Here is a 16,968-nt window from a genome sequence, read left to right on the forward strand (position 1 = left end):
TCGTGCGGGATTCAGCTCGCCCTGAGCGCCCTGATCCTGGCCTCGGATCGGGAGTGCCGCCGCACGCCGACCACATCGCCGATGCGCCAGGCCGTCGCGCCGAAAACCTCGTCGCCGGCGTGGGTGAGGATGCGGACGTCGCCCGAGAGCGCAGCGCCTCGTTGGAGCAAACTGACGCGAGCACCGTGCAGATCGAGCTGGCGCAGCACCCCGGGCGCGGTCTGCCCCTGGCCGTACTCGATGACGCACTGTTCGGCGCACCGGCGGCGCACGAGAATGCGGCGATCAGGTCTGGCGACGGGAAAACTCATTCCCGTCACATAGTCCCGGGCGCTGAAGGCTCGTTTAAGCGTCGCCGTTAACGGCCGTGTTCACCCTGTTTTCGCGGCCGTCGGGGCTCAGCGGGGCCGGACTACGTGCCCGCCGACCGTAATCCCGCTATGGCGATCCGAATGGCCCAATACAAACTCGTCCTCTTCGACTTCGACGGCGTGCTCGCCGACAGCGCGGCCTGGTTCATCGCCCAGCTGCCGAGCCTCGCCAAGGCCCATCGCTTCAGGGCTCCGGACGCTGCGGAGATCGAGCGGCTTCGGGGGCTGCCGACCCGAGAGGTCGTCAAGGCGCTCGGCGTGTCGCCGCTTCGCCTTCCGGGGATCGCCGCCGATCTGCGCAAGCGAATGGCCCATGAGGCGCATCAGATCGCCCTCTTCGAAGGCGTCCCCGATCTTCTGCGGCGGCTGCACGACAGCGGCGTCCGGTCCGCTGTGGTCAGCTCCAACAGCGAGGAGAACGTCCGTGCGGTGCTCGGGCCGTCGGCGTCGTTGATCTCGGCCTTCAGTTGCGGCGCGTCGCTGTTCGGGAAGGGCGCGCGCTTCTCATCCCTGATCCGCAAACTGGACGTCGAACCGGCCCGCGTCTGCGCCGTCGGCGACGAGGTGCGGGACATCGAAGCGGCGCACCAGGTTCATGTGGCCGCGATGGCCGTGTCCTGGGGATACGGCGCGGCTTCGGCTCTCAGCGCCGCCGTGCCGGACTATATGGTCCATACGTCAGCCGAGGCCGCCGCCATACTCTTGGCCTGAGGATGGCTCACGAGCGCCGCGACCTACCTGTCGGCCGCCCAGTGGGCTAGGATGACGCCGCCCGGTGCGGCTCACGCGCATGTCCAGGCTTCGGCTAAAGGCGTGAGCGCATGCAAATCTCACATGTTCTCAACGCCCGGCGCACCCTCACCGACATCGCCCGGGCTCGAGCCGATGAAATCCTATGAACAAGCGCTTCTGCCCGACGAACGCTACCGGATCATCATGATCGACGACCCCGAGACGGGTTTGCGGCCGATCACTTTCGAGGACCACTACGAAATGGTCGCCCGGCTTGGCCTGCAGACGGCGGTCCCTGAGGTGATCGAGCGCCTCTACGGTCGCGCCCTGCACGCCCTGCTCTACGGATGGTTTGACTACGAACTGATGGTGGTCGCCTGCGGACAGGCCCTCGCGACGGTGGAGTTCTCGCTCAAGACCCGCCTGGGCGCACCGGCGGCGAAGATGAGCGGCCTGAAGCCGAGGCTGGACTACGCGGTGAAGCTCGGCCTTCTGAGCGCTCCCCCGCCCAGCGCTTGGGGAGACGATCACGTCTTGCTGGCTTCGATCCGCAACGAGATCGCGCACGGCAGCGATCACGTCTATGCACCCGATATGGCGAAGGTCATCTTTGACCGATGCCGGGCGCTGATCGCCGAGCTCTATCCGACACCCATCGAACAACAGGTGTGACGCCGGCGCAGACGGACCGTCCGCAAGCACCAAATCGCTGCAGGCGTTCCGAGCCTAGAAGGTGACGTCGTCGGGGAGGGCCTCGTCGTCGGCGACCACGACATCGCGGACCAGCTCGCGCGCGGTTGCGAGGTCGGCGCTGCTGAAGGGCGACAGACGCTCGGGGTGCGCAACCATGTCCGCTTCAAGGAAGGAGAGGTAGGCGGAAACCACGGGGTCGACCTCTTCGGACGTGGAGATCATGGGTTCGGCGACGGAGACGAGAACGTGGCCCTCGCCGATCGCCTGGGCGCGCACGCGCGCCTTCTGGCGAAATTCCGGGTGGGCACGGAAGAACGCCTTCTCAAGGCGCACGGCCTCGGACCTGCCGGTGGTGGTCACCGAACCTTCGAAGCTGACTGCGTGCTTGCCCATGGAACGTATATTAGTACGTTCCAAACAGCCTCCTATACCGGGACAATCCTGTCCAGGGGCCGATACGTCCTATGGTCCTTAACGCCAGGAGTGCTGCGACGAGGCGTCCTGCTTCGTGGGACTCTCGCGTCACCGGGGCCTGGACATCTCAGTCCTAGCCCCCATGTCATATCCGACCCGGGGTCGCACTCGCGCGAACCTTTATTCGGGCCGTCTGACGGATCATATTGCGCCCATGACCGATACCGCAACCCCCCCGGCAGAGACCGCTGAGACGCCCAAGGAGCGTGAAAGCGAGAAGACCCTGCGCATCAAATGGCGAACCAGCCTCGACATGGGCTGGACCGTCATTCCGTCCGCCCTGTTGAAAGGCCTTCCGCGGCTCCACATCGGCGCGACCGATCTGGCCACCCTGATCTGTCTGATTGACTACTGGTGGGCGCCGGAATCGCAGCCTTGGCCGTCCAAGCGCGCTCTGGCGGAACGGCTGGGCGTGTCCCAGAAGACGATCCAGCGGAGCCTTAAGCGGCTGCAGGACGAAAAGCTGATCGTCAGCGAGGCCCGCCGGTCCGCGTCGGGGGGACAGACTTCGAACCGCTACGACCTGACCCCGCTGGTGAAACGCCTCGAGGCGATCGTGGCTGATATGAAGCAGGCGGCGCTCGACGCCGAGGCCGCCAAGCGGGCGGCGACGCGGCCGTCCGGCAATCGTCGGAAGGGGATCTGATGGCCAGGCCTCCCGATCCGACCCCGTTCGCCGTCGTCAACGGCTGGAAACTGTTCATGCACGCAGGCTTCCGCGCGGACTACGAGCGCCTCCGTGACGAGGTGGCGCAGCTGAAGACGGGGGACCCGAAGGGCTATGCGAGCCACCCCAAGGCCAAACTGTTCAAACGCATCACCGACATCATCTCGATGGAGGTGCCGACCGATCCGAACGCGGCGGCCTACCAGCTCGGCAACACCATGGGATCGGCGCACCGGCACTGGCGGCGCGCCAAATTCCTGCAGCGGTTCCGCCTGTTCTACCGGTTCGACTCGAAGACGAAGATGATCATCTACGTCTGGGTGAACGACGAGGGCACCCTGCGGAAGGCGGGCTCCAAAACGGACCCCTACGCCGTCTTCAAGGGGCGGCTGGGCAAGGGCGATCCGCCGACCGACTGGGATGACCTGTTGCTGGGGATCTAAAGCATCCAGACGCCCAGGTGTCGGATCGCAATTCAGCCAGAACCTGTCGCCAGGGCGCCGTCGAGGCCCCCAAGTCACCGGGCACTTGAATACGGAGCGGATCTCTCGGTTAGTGCGCCTATGGCGAACGAAGACCCCCTCTGGATTGCGAGACGTGACGGGCAGGACTGGCGAGACGATGACGTTCAGGCCGCTATCGACTGGCTAACTGGACTCGCGCCTGCCGCAGAAGTGGCTGCGCGTATTGAGACTCAGCGTCAGGGCCTCGAGGCCTCATTGGCTGTCTGGCGCGAAGGCGGACAGGCTCCACCAACCGATGGGCAAGATCAGGCGGCCTGGTGGCTTCTGCAAGGCGCCGATTTCGCCGACGGAAGACGCCACTCGGTGCCCGAGGAAGCGGCGCGGATCACGCCGCTCCTGAAGCGTCTCGGCGCTGATCTGGCGATCCTGCGCGGCATTCCGGGGGCGGAGGAAAGGGCCGGGCGACTGCTGACGGAACGACGGACGTCTATGGACGCCGGCGTCTATGAACTGCTGGTGGCGCTCGCTTGGCGAAGGGATGGATGGACGGTCGAGTTTGTCCCGGAGCAGCGCGGCGGCGCCGCGACCCCGGACTTCCTCGCCTCCAAGCCAAACCGCCGCTGGGCAGTCGAGTGCAAGCGCCTCGATCGATCGACTTATGCCGTCAACGAGGTGGCGCAAGGAGGCCGCCTGGCGAACCCTGTTCATGACCTCCTTCGCCAGGCGGGGCCGTCACTCGTCCTGGAGGCGGTCTACAACGTCGAGCTACAGGATGTGCCGGACGGCTATCTGGTCGAGCGCGTGCGTGAGGCTCTGGCGGCCAACCGGGGCGGCTGGGCAGACGCAACAGCGATCGGGCGGCTTCGCCCTCCCGATGCGGCGGGACTGCTGCAGGTCATGGCGCACGACGACATCTATTACGGCTCCCGACGCATGATCCAACTCACGGCGGGCGTGCTGCAGGCGGAGTGGGACTACAGTTTCTCGGGTCAGTGGACGCCCGCGGAGGGGCGACCGTTCTATGCGACGGATCTGCACCACGCGAGCGTGATCGGGTGGACTTGTCGGGCCCCCCGCGCTTTGGAGATGAAGTCAGGTCACTTCCGTCGGACGCTCGTCCGCGCGGAGCGTCAGCTTCCTGCCGATCGCCCCGGGGTGGTCCACATCGGAATTGAAGCGACGGGAGAGGGGCAGGTCGATCGGGGACGCTACATGGCCAATCTGATCGAGACGTGGGTTTACCGACCGGCGAACCGGCGGTTCAGGTGGGCCAACGTCAACTATTTCCGATCGGAGGTCTCGCTGGAGCGGGACACCAACTGGGACTTCGACGAAACCTTCGCTCCGCTGAAGATCGGGCGACATACGACGCCGCAACCGGTGCCTCTTCAGGCCTTGGTCGCAACCGACGGCCCCGTTCAGCCCGGCGCTTTCTTCTGAGCGCGTCCCTCTGTCAGCGCTCATGCCGGCATCGTTCATTCCGAAAGCCGAAATCTGTCGATCATACGCACAGTTTCCGGCTAGACTCGTGTCGATGAAATCAACCCTCGACCACCTCCCTGAACGGCAGCAGCAAGAGCTCGCGCACATCCGCTCGACCCTGCTGACGGAGTTCGAGGCGGCGCTCCGGAAAGGCGCGGGCGGCACGTCGGATTGGCGCAAGGGCGGCAAGGTCCTCAAGATCATTCTGTTCGGCAGCTACGCCCGCACCGACTGGGTGGACGAGCCGGACAACGGCTATCTGTCGGACTTCGACCTGCTGGTCATCGTCAGCCATCCCAAGCTGACGGACATCGCCGACTACTGGTGGGAGGCCGAGAACAAAATTTTGCACGACCCGTCCGTCGGCCGGATCGTCAACATCATCGTCCACGACCTCGCCGAGGTGAACCGGGCCATCGGACGCGGTGAGTACTTCTGGACCGATATCGTTCGTGACGGCGTCGTACTTTACGAACTGCCGGGTCATCCGCTGGCGGTTCCGAAACCGATGACGGCCAGTGACGCCGTTGAAATGGCAGAGCGCTATCTTGCTCACTGGCTGCCGAGGATCGACAGCATGCTTGCAGCTGCAGAGTTTCATGTGCGGCGAGACGAACGGTGCGACGCGGCGTTCTCGCTGCACCAAGCGGTCGAGAGGGCCTACGCGTGTTTCCTGCTCGTCCACACCTTCTACTTTCCCCGCTCACACAACATCAAATTCCTTCGATCCCTCGCTGAGGATGTCGACAAGCGTCTGGTCGAAGCGTGGCCGCGTGAGCAGCGTGCCGACCGTCGGCGCTTCGAGACGTTGAAGCGCGCCTATGTCGAAGCGCGTTACTCCGATCAGTACGACGTCAGCCCAGAAGACCTCGAAATGCTCGCGACGTCGGCACGCCGGCTAACCGACATCGTCGCCAGCGTCTGCCGTGAACGTATCGATCATCTGCGCGGCGCGGCGGGGTGACATCGCCGCGGCGGGATCTCAGTGCCAGCTCCGCTCCTCGACCTCGTCGTCTTCGCGCTTCGCCCGACCGTCGTAGATATCGGCGATGTGATTCAGTAGCCGGGCGGTGACGGGGTATTCTGACGCCATCGCCTTCGCATGGTCTCTGTAGCGACCAGACAGCGTCCGCTCCTTGCGGCCTCCTTCCCTCAGATCCCGCGTGATCACGCCCCGTGACGAGTACGCCCCCGAGACGAATGCGTCCTCGAGCGTCTCCGATCCTGCGCTCTCGAGAACCTCGCGAATGGCGACGGGAGGCCAAACCTCGCCTGGCGGTTTTGCGCTCATCCCGAGGATGCGGCCGATCCGGAGGTCAGCCGGCAGGCTGCGTCCCAGCTCCGACGCGCGGCGGCGCACTTCCGTGACCCACCGCTCAAGTTCGGCGCCGTCGATCCGCCCCTTGTCATCTGCGCCCGGGATGCGGTTCCAGGCTTCCAGCACATCGTAGCCGTGCCGGGCCATGGCGGCCCGCTGCTCCGGCGTTGCGGGTGCGCCGGGGAGGTCTTCGTCTGCGCCGCCGTCGTCGTCCTCTCGCAGGAAGGCCATGGTTAGCACCTGGAGGAAGAAATCCGGGCTCCGGGCTAGTTCGCGATGGAGCACGGGGCTGGGTCGCTCGGAGTACCGCAGCATGCGGAAGTAGGACCACTCGAGGAGGACCACGACGTCGTCCCCCACGTCCGGATGGGCTTCGAGGTGGGCGAGGATGCGCGTCAGATAGTGAAGCCGCATCACGGGCTCGTTGGTGTCTTCGCTCGCCTCATGCACGGTCTTCAGCGCGAGGTGGAGCGTTTCGACGATCAGCTTCGGGTCCAGATCGACTTCAAGGCGGCTCCCGATCAACTGGAGAGAGGCCGGGGCGCGATCGGCGGCGTTGAAGCGCCGGATCGCATGTTCGGTCTCCTCCTTGTTCTCGGCCACCGCCCACCCCGCGAGATTCCGCCAGTAGCGATCCTCGAACGAGGGGCCATAGGTCTCGACAGCCGACCACGTCTCGGGGGCTGCTGGGAGGAAGTGGAGCAGGCGTCCGACCGCCCGTTCGTCCAGTTGGGGGCCAGGAGCCAGCAGCAGGCCGTTGACGAAATCGGCGCCGCCTTCCTTCGCGCGCAATAGGCCGATCACTTCGGCGGCGGCCGTCCAGAGGGGACCGTCATCCGACGCCAGTCCGCGTTCAATGAAGTCTGACCGCCAGGACGCTGCAGCGGAGGACTGCGCAACCGCCTCTCCCACCCAGCGGGGCTGATCGCATCGGTCGAGGAGGGCCAAGGCGCCTTCGATGCCGTGCACCTCGACGATCTCGTCGAAGGCCTTGGCGCGGGCGGCGGTCGCTTCGTCCAGCGACTGACGCCACTCGCGCACGGATCCCATCCAGCCGGTGCCATTGGAAAACAGCCAGGCATGCCTCCAGAGGACATCCTCGGGTTCGAACTGCTCGAGGGCGGTCTGGAACACCGTCAGTTCATCCGCCGGGATCGACCAGTCCGCGTCCTGGAATTCCAGGTGGCGAGCCAGGACCTTCCGAAGGGCCGTGCGCGTGAAGTCGCGGTCCTCTTCGCCGGTGATCGTCTGCTCCGCCTCCAGCAACTTCTGGCCGATCGCAGCCCGAGCGTCGGGCAGAAGGAGCTCCATGGCCTTCAGCAGGGCCTTCCAGCGCTTTGGCCGATTGCCGACATCCTCGATCAGCCGGTCTGAGACCTCTACGACGCAGTCGTGGACGACCGTCTCAGGCGACGCCTCGCGGTCGGTTGGCGCGGCCTTGCGCCAATGCGGAGACGACGTCGGCATCGTGATCGCGTGCGAGCGCGGCAGGAGTGAGATCATGAGATCCCAGGCGATGTCTCCATGTCGTTTGCGCAGGCCGTCGATGACGGCCAGCCGCTGTTTCAGCGTCGCGTGGGTTTGAGGAGACCACGACAGGAAGATCGTGGTGAGCACCTGCTTCGGACGGGCGACGTTCTTGCCGCCCCCATCCAGTGCATCGAGCCGCGCCAGGACGTCGGAGACGCGAGGCAGAAGAGCCGGATCCCAGGCCAGTCTTTCCAGGGCCCACATCAGCTGTGGGAGCCGCGTGACGGTGTGGGTAGAGGCCTCCGGCTCGAAGAAGGCAATCAGCGGGCTGGGCGTCTGTCCGAGCGCACGTTCGATGCCGCCGAGGAAGGCCGAAGGCGCGACCTCCGCCATCTTCGGCAGGACGGGTCCAAGCGACCACCAGATCGCCTCCGTTGCACCGTCAAGGATGGTCGTCAGGGTCCTGGCGACTTTCGCCTCGACGCCGTCCACCAGACCCGCCCGGTCGCCATACAGCGACAGAAGCGCCATCGTTTCCGTCATCGACTGTTTCAGGAGCGCCGAGAAGCGCGGATGGATGTTCCGAACGTTCGCTAGCCAGCGGTCGTCCGGCGCCATGTCCCAGGTCGGATCAATCTCGGCGCAGACTTCGCAATAGACGGACAGGAAGCGGTCGATGTCCTGAGGCGTCAGACCGTGCGCGAGGAGGGCCCAGGCGTCGCGAGGCGATTTCAGTCGCCACGCGTCCTCGCGCTTTCGCAGAGGTCCATCCAGGACGGTGGCGTACGGCCCGAGCGCTCTGACGGCCTCCTCGTACGGGATGCCGGCCAATTGTTCGATGACGGCCTTGTCGCCGTCCAGCGTCTCGAGCCATCCGCCGGCGAGAAGCGCAGTGAGCATCGGACGAGGCGGCTGCGGGATCGACCAGGATGGACGACTGCCCGGAGCCGCAGGCATGAGACGGCGAAGGACGGCGAGGCTGCGGCCGGCGTCGAGAGAAAGATTCTGCGCCTGGCCGTACTCGAGGCCCATCCGCACGAGCACTTGATGCAACTGGCTCCGGGTTGGCTTCGCCAGCCGTCGCGCTGAGTCCGGCGCCTCCGAGTTCGAACCCAGGGCGACGTAGATGTGATGGCCCTTTCGAGAGAGCCTCTGAGCGACGCCGGCTTCCGTCTCGTTCAGGATGAGAATGAGCGGCGTCAGCCCGTCGGCAAGACCCGCCGCCGCTGCGGATGTCTCCGGCGCCAAGACGCGGGCTTCCATGGCGCGGTAGTACCGATCAGGCAACATCTCGATCGTCGCATGGAAAAAGGCCGCCGCCTCTTCGACGGACTCGGCCTGAACAAACAGCGGCTCTGAGGCGGGATCCGATAGCCACCGCAGGACGACCGCCGCATCCTCGTCGCGTCCGATGCGGGTCAGCTCTCCGCTCAATGGAACCTGGGTCGCGTCCGACCAATCCGCCCAGAGATCCGCAAGTGACTTCAGACCTGCCGGGCGCTTGCCGAGGCGGACGGCGAGCCACTGGCCGACGCCGGGGTGACATTCGATCCAGTCCACCAGATCGTCGGCGTCATAGGCCAGGACGTCCTTCCAGATGCGCTTGGCGCGCTGCGCCTTGGCCCAGACATCCTTCTGCTTTCCCCAACGACGGGGCGTCACAAAGATGAAGGTCGTATTCGCCGGCTCGAGGTCGCCGTAGTCTGTCGTCCGGGCCCTTATATCTCCATCGGCTTTTGACTTCTTCTTCTGGTCGGTCCCGGTTTCCCAACCCGACTGGCCATCCGGAATTCTGACCGACGCGCCGACAACGCGGACCTCGCCGTCCCAGCCATGTTGAGCGACGCTGTCGCCGGAAGGGAACCGAACGCTGGCGGCGACCCCGCGCTCGGCGCGGATCAATCGGCTCAGAAGCTCGGGCATGCCAGCCTGGCCGTCGCGGCTGTCGGCCCAGACGACAAGGTCGGAAGCCTCGATCAAGCGAGTCGAGTTACCGCCGGAGAATGGGGCCGGCGCAGCGGGATCTTCGGTGAGGCGAAGGCCCTGATCGTCGTTCCAGACGCCGGCGTCCTCGATCGCCGCAGTCATGGCCTCGACGGCGGTAGAGCTGACCTCGCGCCAATCAAGCTCGAAGTCAGCGACCTCACTCGGGTGAATATTTGCCGCCTTGGCCAGATCGGCTTGCGACCACGCCAGCAAGGCGCGGGCGGCGACCATGTCCTTCGCGCTGAAACCTGGCTGCGTCATCCCGTTGGATATTCCCTCCCCGTGCGCCTTGGGCGCAAATCCTAGGTAGGGAGAGACGCGCCTTGCCTTCAAGGCGGGACGACCGTGTTATCCGCAGCATGACGACTTTCAACGAAACAGGTTTTCTCTCGACGGCGATCTCGGACCGCATCCAAGCCCGGCGCAACAGCAACGCCCTCCCGTTCGAACTCGTCGAAGCCCTCAACACCTGCCTTCAGAAAGCCGCCACTACGGCCTGCGAAAGCGTGCGGGGCATGCCGTTCGATCGCGAACCTATGGCCCTGCTTCTCCTGCATCGGTCCTGCGCCCTGTTGCAGGGCGCGGTGCTAATGGCGGAGCGCGGAATGGATGTTGAGGCTCGTACGCTGGCGCGCGGACTGCTGGAGAACACCCTGCTGATGGCCGCGCTTCACGACAATCCGGACAAGGCGCGCGCGGTCATGATCGAGGATGCCGCCGCCGCCAAGAAGGGGCAGGCGAAAACGATCCTCCGCAGCGGCATGTCCGCGGACGCCGCGATGCTTCAGGAGGTCGTGGACAACATCGGATCCGTGTCGAGCCTGAACATCTCGAAGCTTTCGGAGCTCGGTCCGCTGAAGCATCTGTACCTCCTCTACCGCGTGATGTCGGACGATGCGGTTCACCCCTCCGGCAAGTCCCTGCAGCGGCACATGAGGATGGCTGACGACGGTCAGAGCTGGAACGGCTATCTGGTCGGTCCCGAGGATCCCCAGCGGATCGCCGACACACTCGATCGCATCCTGATGATCGGGATCGCCCTGGGCGTCGCCTTCACGCAGATCGTCGGCGATGAGGAGAGCAACACGCGCCTTGGCGAGATCTCCGCTGACTACGGACCTTTCAGGGCTTCACAGGATGCGGCTGCCGAAGTGCGCATCGCACGCAAGCGCGAGACGATCGGATGAAGGGTCTTACCTCGTCTGACGTGATCGCCATCGCGACCGGTCTCGTCTCCCTCGCCGCCTTTGTCGTCGCGATGCTGAGCTGGATCACGGCGCACCGCGCTCAGCGACTGGCGGAGCGGCAGGAAGCCCGTCGCGCGCCCCGGCTGGATCTTCGCCTCATCAACTCCAAGGTTGCCGACATCGAAGGGAAGCGAACGTTCGTCATCCATCTCCAGATCGCCAACCCAACCGACACAGCCAACAGCGTCGCGGCGCTCGAACTGTGCATCCGGCACCGCCGCGAGATTCCGTTGACCTTGTTGGCACCGGCGGTCCCCAATGCCGACGAGAGCATCCCGGTGCTCCAGATGCCGTTGCGCATTGACGCCCATCACACCGTCGAAGGTTGGGTGCGTTTTGCGGTCGCCGCCGACCTTCTGAAGGGTTCGACCATCGAAGGGTACGAGTTGGTCGCGACTGATACGCACCAGGAGAAGACGACGCTCGAAACCCAAGTGCTAAGCTGGAGCCTCCGATGATGGGAGCGTTCCGCAAAGCGATGATCGCCTTGAACCATAGTCATGAAAAGCTGATTGCGCCGATCGTCGCTGACGGATCGATAGCCACCGTGGGGGTCGGCGATGGTCGGATGTTTCCCCTGGTTATCCTCGACACCACAGAGCGCCCCGATATCGACGCGGTGATCGCAGCTCACGACCATGGGCCGCCGGGCGACGTCCGGGTCCAGTGGGGCAGGCTCCCGCACCGTGAGGAGACGGTGACCCTCATTCTGACCCTTCTTCGACCAGTAGAAGCGGTGGTGATGGTGGAGTTCGATCTAAACAAGAACCATGGGGTCATCGTTGAGCAGATCCTCCAGAACCGCGGTCTCTACGTGCAACCGGGTAGGCCGGGGGATCGTCTCAAGGATGATCCGCAGCGGCCGAAGATCATCGTCGAGGTGGCGGACACCGGTTTCAAGGCGACCTGGGACAGGCTGTTCCTCGCCCATACCGCTCTCATGCTGCGCCGAAGGGGAATGGGGCGGGGCGAGGCCAAGCGAGCGGCAAAGGAGGTGACCGGGACGATCAGGAAGATCGCATCGACGCGACCTTTCACCGCCTGAAGACCGCAGTTCTGGATGCCCCGGCCGGGCGCCAGAATCTGCCGGTCGGCGCCACAGTTTCTCTCCTCCTGCGGTGATCGGCGTCCGGCGCTAGGCTTTAGGATATGAGCTGCCCAATGCAATCGACGCCATGGGGACTGAGGGCTGCGGATCGGGGCTCCTAGCCGCACTGCTTGTGTCCCGACAGCGGGGATTTGGTGATCACGGGCCCGTCTCACGCACCGCCGCTTGCAAACCCCGTCGCCATGATTCAAGCTTTGAGTGCGTCGTCTTCGGGCGGCGCCGAGGCGTGAGAACCTCGCTTGAGACGATCATTCTACATCTTCGCTCCGCGGCAGCGGTGTGGCTGGCGCGTATGTCCAGGCCTTCGGGCTAAAGGCGTCGGCGCATGCCTCAAGCATGGTCTCAACACCCGGTGCTTCGGCCGGGCTCGCCTCATCATCTGGAGGCGAGCCCGTGTCGGATCGAACTGGAGGTGTGGGAGACAAGGAGGCCGATCACGGCCTTCACGATCTCTATCGCACCTATTCCGGTTGGCTTACGGCGCGGCTGAGGCGGCGCTTCGGCGACGAGACCGAAGACCTGGTGCAGGAGGCCTGGATCAGGGCCGCACCATACAGTCGCAAGGGCCTGATCGAACACCCGAAGGCGTTGCTTCTGAAGATCGTCGACAACCTGGTCATCGACCGGGCCAGGCGGCAAGGGCCTGCCCCCCTGGCCTCCAGCGACAAGCTGGATCCGAATCCGCTGGTGGATCCCGCGTCGCAGATCGACATGGTCCTTCTCAAGCAGATCATTCTGACGATGCCGCCCCGCCTGCGCGACGTGTTCGTCTTGAGCCGTTTCGCGCATCTGGAGTATCAAGAGATAGGCGAGCGGCTGAACATCCCCGTGACCACGGTCCAATGGCGGATGATCAAGGCGCTCGAGTACTGCGCAGCCCAGTTGCGGCTGTAGCCGATGGGGAACGCCATGAGCGACCCGCAGAGCGCGACGGGCGTTGCGGACCGTGAAGCGGCCGAGTGGCATGTCCGGCTCGGGGAACGCCCCGTGTCCGCAGACACGCTCCATGCCTTCAAGATTTGGCGCGAGACTGCTGGCAACGCAGAGGCCTATCGCAGGGTCGAGCGACTTTGGCGAAGCACGGGATCCCTCTCATCGGATGGCGATATCCAGAACCTGACACAAGCCACGCTGCGGACCTCGCGGTCGGGGACGAAACGCGCCTGGCCGCGACGCTTCTTCCCGGCCGTTGCGGTCCTCGTCCCCGTGGCTGCCGTGGCTCTGGCGCTGGTCCTCTGGTTGCCCTCGCGAGGCCTTTACGAGACAGAGATCGGTGGTCAGCGGGTCGTCGCGCTCGACGACGGAACACAGGTCAGGCTGGATACGGACACACGGATACGGGTCCGCTTCGCCTCGGGCGAACGTCGTATCGTGCTGGAACAGGGCCAAGCGCTGTTCACCGTGGCGCATGACGCCGCGCGGCCTTTCCGCGTGGAAGCCGGCGCGACGGAGGTGACGGCCCTCGGCACCGTCTTCGATGTCCGGCGCGAAACCACGGGCGCGCGTGTGACCCTCGTCGAGGGATCGGTCGCGGTCACCGATGTCCAGGCCGAGACCCGCAACTGGCGGCTGGCGGCGGGACAGCAGGTACAAACCGCAGGCCGTGATCCTGCGCCGGTCGCAGTCGACGCGATCCTCGAGACGAGTTGGACCCAGGGTCACCTCGTTTTCAAGGGCACGCCGCTTCGCGAAGCCGTCGCCGAGGTCAATCGCTACCTGCCGGACAAGATCGTTCTGGCCGCCGGCCCCGCATCAGAGGTCGCGGTCAACGGAACCTTCGCCACGGGCGACCGTGACGCCTTCGTGGCGGCCGTCTCGGATCTCTTCGATCTGAGCGCCCAGCCGCAGGCCGACGGCGGCGTTCGCCTCACCGCGCGATCCGTCGGCGGATAAAAATTTCGGGTCCCCACTCAGATCAGGTGACGCCCCATCGTCTCCTGTTCGACGCGCCCTTGCGTCGGAGGGGACTGACCACATGACTATCTGCACCCGAAGCCTGCTCGCCGGCGTCGCGCTCGTGCCTATCGCCGCCGTGGCCTTCGCCACTGACGCACAGGCCCAGACGGCCCGCGAGTTCAACATTTCCGGCGGTTCGTTGGACGCGGCGCTGATCGCCTATGCCAGGCAGGCGGATGTGCAGATGCTCTACACCGCCGACCTCGTCGCGGGCCTTCGCACGCCTGGCCTGAGCGGCCGCCATGAGCCGGACGCGGCGCTCGATCGCCTGCTCGCGGGGAGCGGTGTCGTCTGGTCTCGCAGTCGGCCTGGGGTGATCGTCCTGCGTCGTGCCGGCAGCCAGCAGGCAGCGATGGCAGACGCGACGCAGATCGACGACATCATCGTCACGGGGTCTCTTCTGCGCGGCCCGGGAGAGTCGCCGTCGCCCGTGACCGTGATCTCACGGGCAGACCTAGACCGGCGCGGAGACGCCACGGTCGCCGACGCCCTCGTCCGGCTGCCCCAGTCCTATTCGGGGAACGCGACACCCAACAGTCTGCTGCTGGGCGCGGACTCGCTCGGGAGCAACACCTCGACGGCCATGGGTGTGAACCTGCGAGGCCTCGGGGCGGACGCGACCCTCGTTCTGGTCAACGGACGACGTCTTGCAGGGACCGGGATGAAGGGGGAGTTCGCCGATGTCTCGGCCATTCCCGGCGGCGCGGTGGAGCGCGTCGACGTGCTGCTCGACGGTGCCTCCGCTCTGTACGGATCGGACGCCGTGGCCGGGGTGGTGAACGTCATCCTTCGACGGAGCTACGAGGGCCAGGAAACGCGATTGCGAGCGTCCGCGGCCGAAGGCGGCGGCGAAGACCTTCTGGCGTCCCATCTTTTCGGCACGCGGTGGGAGACCGGCTCGGCGCTCCTGTCCTACGAATATCAGCACCAGTCGGCGCTGAACTCGGCGGACCGCGACTACACCGCCACGGGCGATCTAAGGCCCTGGGGCGGCACGGATCGCCGCAGCTTCTACGGGCCGCCCGGCAGCATCGTCGTATTCGACGCGTCTCGCGGCGCCTATCGCAGCACCTATGCGATCCGGCCCGGTCCCGACGGCACGGCGCGCACGCCGTCGGACTTCGAGGCGGGCGGCGCCAACCTCGGCAATCGTCGGGCCGACGTCGACATCCTCCCGCTCCAGGAGCGCCACAGCGCCTATGCGAGCGTCCGCCAAGAATTCGGTTCGCACATCGAAGTGTCCGCCGACGCCCGCTTCAGCCGGCGGACGTTCGAGTACGCCAACCTCGCGCCCGTGAGCATTCTGACGGTCGGACGCAGCAACCCCTTCTTCGTCTCTCCGACCGGTTCGGCTTCCCATCTGATCGCCTACAACTTCATCGGCGACCTCGGTCCGACCGAGAGTTACGGAATGTCGCGCAGCCTCGGCGGGACCGCCGGGATCGAGATCGCGCTTCCGAGGGACTGGACGCTGGAAGCCTACGGCGCCTTCGCCGAGGAGCTCAGCGAAGGCGGGACGAACAACCAGCTCAACAGCACCTTCCTCGCCGAAGCGCTGGGCAACGCCGTCGACAATCCGGCGACCTCTTACAGCGCCCTCCGGGACGGATACTTCAATCCCTTCGGGTCGGGCGGGGCCAACGGCGACGCGGTTCTGGATTTCATCTCGCAGGGCTACACCTGGTCCCGCTACCGCAGCCGTATCAGCTCCGCCAATCTGATGCTGGACGGCTCGCTCCTGAGCCTGCCGGGCGGCGAGCTCCGGATTGCGGTCGGCGCTTCGTTCCGGCGCGAGGAGTTCAACCGTCGCAGCCAGAACTTCGCTTCGGGCCTAGCGCCGGTCATCACCATCGGCGACCCCCAGGTCCGCGACATCGGCGCCGTCTTCATGGAAGTGCGAGCGCCGCTGGTGGGCGAAGGCAATGCGCTGCCCGGGATCAAGCGTCTGGAGCTCACCCTGGCCGGGCGTGCGGAGGACTATGACGACGTCGGCACGACCTCCAATCCCAAGGTCGGCCTGATTTGGCAGCCCTCGGACCCGTTTACGGTTCGCGCCAGCTGGGGGACGTCCTTTCGCGCCCCCGCCCTCACCGAAGTGTTCGATCGGGTCCAGCTCGGTCCCCTGACGGTGTCGGACTCCGGGGTCAGCCGCGTGGCGATCCTGCAGTCCGGCGGCAACACCGACCTCGAACCGGAAACGGCCGAAAGCCTCACCTTCGGAGTGGAATGGGCGCCCCGGCCCGGCATGCGCTTCAGCGCGGGCTATTTCGACATCCGCTTCGAGAACAAGATCGGTCGACCGGCGCTGGAGAACATCACCAGCATCCTCGTCGATCCGAGCCTGTCGCCCTTCGTCACCCGTCTCACGCCGGGGAATGCGGCCGATCTGGCCCGCGTCCAGGCCTTCCTCGCCGACCCGCGTTTCGTCTCGCCGACCCTCTATCCGGCCTCGTCCTACTCGGTGATCCTCGACGGCCGATGGGCCAACACCGGCGAACTGAACGTCGAAGGCATCGATCTGGCGGGCAGCTACGATTTCGACGTCGGCGACAACAGCTTCGGCCTCTCCCTGTCAGCCTCCTACCTCCTCGATTACAGCCGTCGGGTGACCCCGGTGGCCGTTCGCGAGGACGTTCTCGGGCTGGTCGGCTTCCCCGTCGATCTCCGCGCCCAGGCCGCAGCGACCTGGACGCGCGGGGACTGGTCGACGCGGATCGGCGTCAACCATGCCTCCGATTACCGCGACGCGGCGGGGCGGACCATCGACGCCTTCACGACCGCCGATCTTCAGCTGCGCTGGGCGGGGGGCGGGACCGGATTGGCCGAGGGCGTCGAGGTCGCCCTGACGATCCAGAACGTCTTCGACGCGAATCCGCCGTTCTACGACTCCCCTCAGGGCTTCGGCTTCGACCCGGGGCAGGCGGGTCCGCTTGGCCGGGTCGCGGCATTCCAGCTCATCAAGCGCTGGTAGGACGCCATGTCACAAGCCGCTTCGAGCGG

15 protein-coding genes are annotated in these 16,968 nt (G+C 65.7%); 12 read left to right on the forward strand and 3 right to left on the reverse strand.

Annotated elements, in window-relative coordinates; genetic code table 11:
• Positions 1-11 precede the first annotated feature (11 nt).
• Entirely contained in the window at positions 12-311 is a 300-nt protein-coding gene (locus tag KF910_RS07235) for a hypothetical protein (protein ID WP_292260003.1), read from the reverse strand.
• A gap of 105 nt (positions 312-416) precedes the next feature.
• Between KF910_RS07235 and KF910_RS07240 the strand changes: the two genes are divergently transcribed.
• Together KF910_RS07240 and KF910_RS07245 are read left to right on the forward strand one after the other, a co-directional pair.
• Positions 417-1,082, forward strand: a complete 666-nt coding sequence (locus KF910_RS07240; RefSeq protein ID WP_292260004.1) for an HAD hydrolase-like protein — start codon at positions 417-419, stop codon at positions 1,080-1,082.
• Between the two features lie 174 nt (positions 1,083-1,256).
• The gene (locus KF910_RS07245; protein WP_292260006.1) at positions 1,257-1,775 is read left to right on the forward strand and encodes a hypothetical protein; all 519 of its coding nucleotides are present in this window, start codon (positions 1,257-1,259) and stop codon (positions 1,773-1,775) included.
• Between the two features lie 54 nt (positions 1,776-1,829).
• Here the strand turns inward: KF910_RS07245 and KF910_RS07250 are convergent, their stop codons facing one another.
• The gene (locus tag KF910_RS07250; protein WP_292260008.1) at positions 1,830-2,189 is read right to left on the reverse strand and encodes a type II toxin-antitoxin system PrlF family antitoxin; all 360 of its coding nucleotides are present in this window, start codon (positions 2,187-2,189) and stop codon (positions 1,830-1,832) included.
• A 163-nt stretch (positions 2,190-2,352) separates the two neighbouring features.
• Here KF910_RS07250 and KF910_RS07255 point away from each other — a divergent pair, with 163 nt between their 5' ends.
• The 4 genes from KF910_RS07255 (at position 2,353) to KF910_RS07270 (ending at position 5,847) form a co-directional block, all read left to right on the forward strand.
• Positions 2,353-2,916 (forward strand): helix-turn-helix domain-containing protein, encoded by a 564-nt coding sequence (locus tag KF910_RS07255; protein WP_292260011.1) that lies wholly within the window; start codon positions 2,353-2,355, stop codon positions 2,914-2,916.
• Positions 2,916-3,380, forward strand: a complete 465-nt coding sequence (locus tag KF910_RS07260) for a type II toxin-antitoxin system YhaV family toxin (protein WP_292260013.1) — start codon at positions 2,916-2,918, stop codon at positions 3,378-3,380. The genes KF910_RS07255 and KF910_RS07260 overlap by 1 nt, the downstream gene beginning before the upstream one ends.
• 120 nt (positions 3,381-3,500) lie before the next feature.
• On the forward strand, positions 3,501-4,841 hold the full coding sequence (locus KF910_RS07265) for a hypothetical protein (RefSeq protein WP_292260016.1): 1,341 nt from the start codon (positions 3,501-3,503) through the stop codon (positions 4,839-4,841).
• 94 nt (positions 4,842-4,935) lie between these two features.
• Positions 4,936-5,847 (forward strand): HEPN domain-containing protein, encoded by a 912-nt coding sequence (locus KF910_RS07270; protein ID WP_292260019.1) that lies wholly within the window; start codon positions 4,936-4,938, stop codon positions 5,845-5,847.
• A gap of 18 nt (positions 5,848-5,865) precedes the next feature.
• Here KF910_RS07270 and KF910_RS07275 read toward each other — a convergent pair whose 3' ends face one another.
• Complete coding sequence (locus KF910_RS07275) at positions 5,866-9,888, reverse strand: hypothetical protein (protein WP_292260022.1); 4,023 nt, start codon at positions 9,886-9,888, stop codon at positions 5,866-5,868.
• A 128-nt stretch (positions 9,889-10,016) separates the two neighbouring features.
• On the opposite strand from KF910_RS07275, the gene KF910_RS07280 reads away from it, so the two are divergent.
• The 6 genes from KF910_RS07280 (at position 10,017) to KF910_RS07305 (ending at position 16,939) form a co-directional block, all read left to right on the forward strand.
• Positions 10,017-10,844, forward strand: coding sequence for a DUF5677 domain-containing protein (locus tag KF910_RS07280; protein WP_292260025.1), 828 nt, complete (start codon positions 10,017-10,019; stop codon positions 10,842-10,844).
• Positions 10,841-11,362, forward strand: a complete 522-nt coding sequence (locus KF910_RS07285; protein ID WP_292260028.1) for a hypothetical protein — start codon at positions 10,841-10,843, stop codon at positions 11,360-11,362. The genes KF910_RS07280 and KF910_RS07285 overlap by 4 nt, the downstream gene beginning before the upstream one ends.
• A complete protein-coding gene (locus KF910_RS07290) occupies positions 11,359-11,949 on the forward strand; it encodes a hypothetical protein (protein ID WP_292260031.1) in 591 nt (196 codons plus the stop codon). Before KF910_RS07285 ends, KF910_RS07290 begins: the two co-directional genes overlap by 4 nt.
• Positions 11,950-12,405: 456 nt before the next feature.
• Complete coding sequence (locus KF910_RS07295) at positions 12,406-12,906, forward strand: RNA polymerase sigma factor (protein ID WP_292260034.1); 501 nt, start codon at positions 12,406-12,408, stop codon at positions 12,904-12,906.
• Between the two features lie 15 nt (positions 12,907-12,921).
• Complete coding sequence (locus KF910_RS07300) at positions 12,922-13,905, forward strand: FecR family protein (RefSeq protein WP_292260037.1); 984 nt, start codon at positions 12,922-12,924, stop codon at positions 13,903-13,905.
• Positions 13,906-13,987: 82 nt separating this feature from the next.
• Entirely contained in the window at positions 13,988-16,939 is a 2,952-nt protein-coding gene (locus KF910_RS07305) for a TonB-dependent receptor (RefSeq protein WP_292260039.1), read from the forward strand.
• Positions 16,940-16,968: the final 29 nt, after the last annotated feature.

This window comes from Brevundimonas sp. (assembly GCF_019636155.1).
In the GTDB taxonomy this organism is placed as follows: Bacteria; Pseudomonadota; Alphaproteobacteria; order Caulobacterales; family Caulobacteraceae; genus Brevundimonas.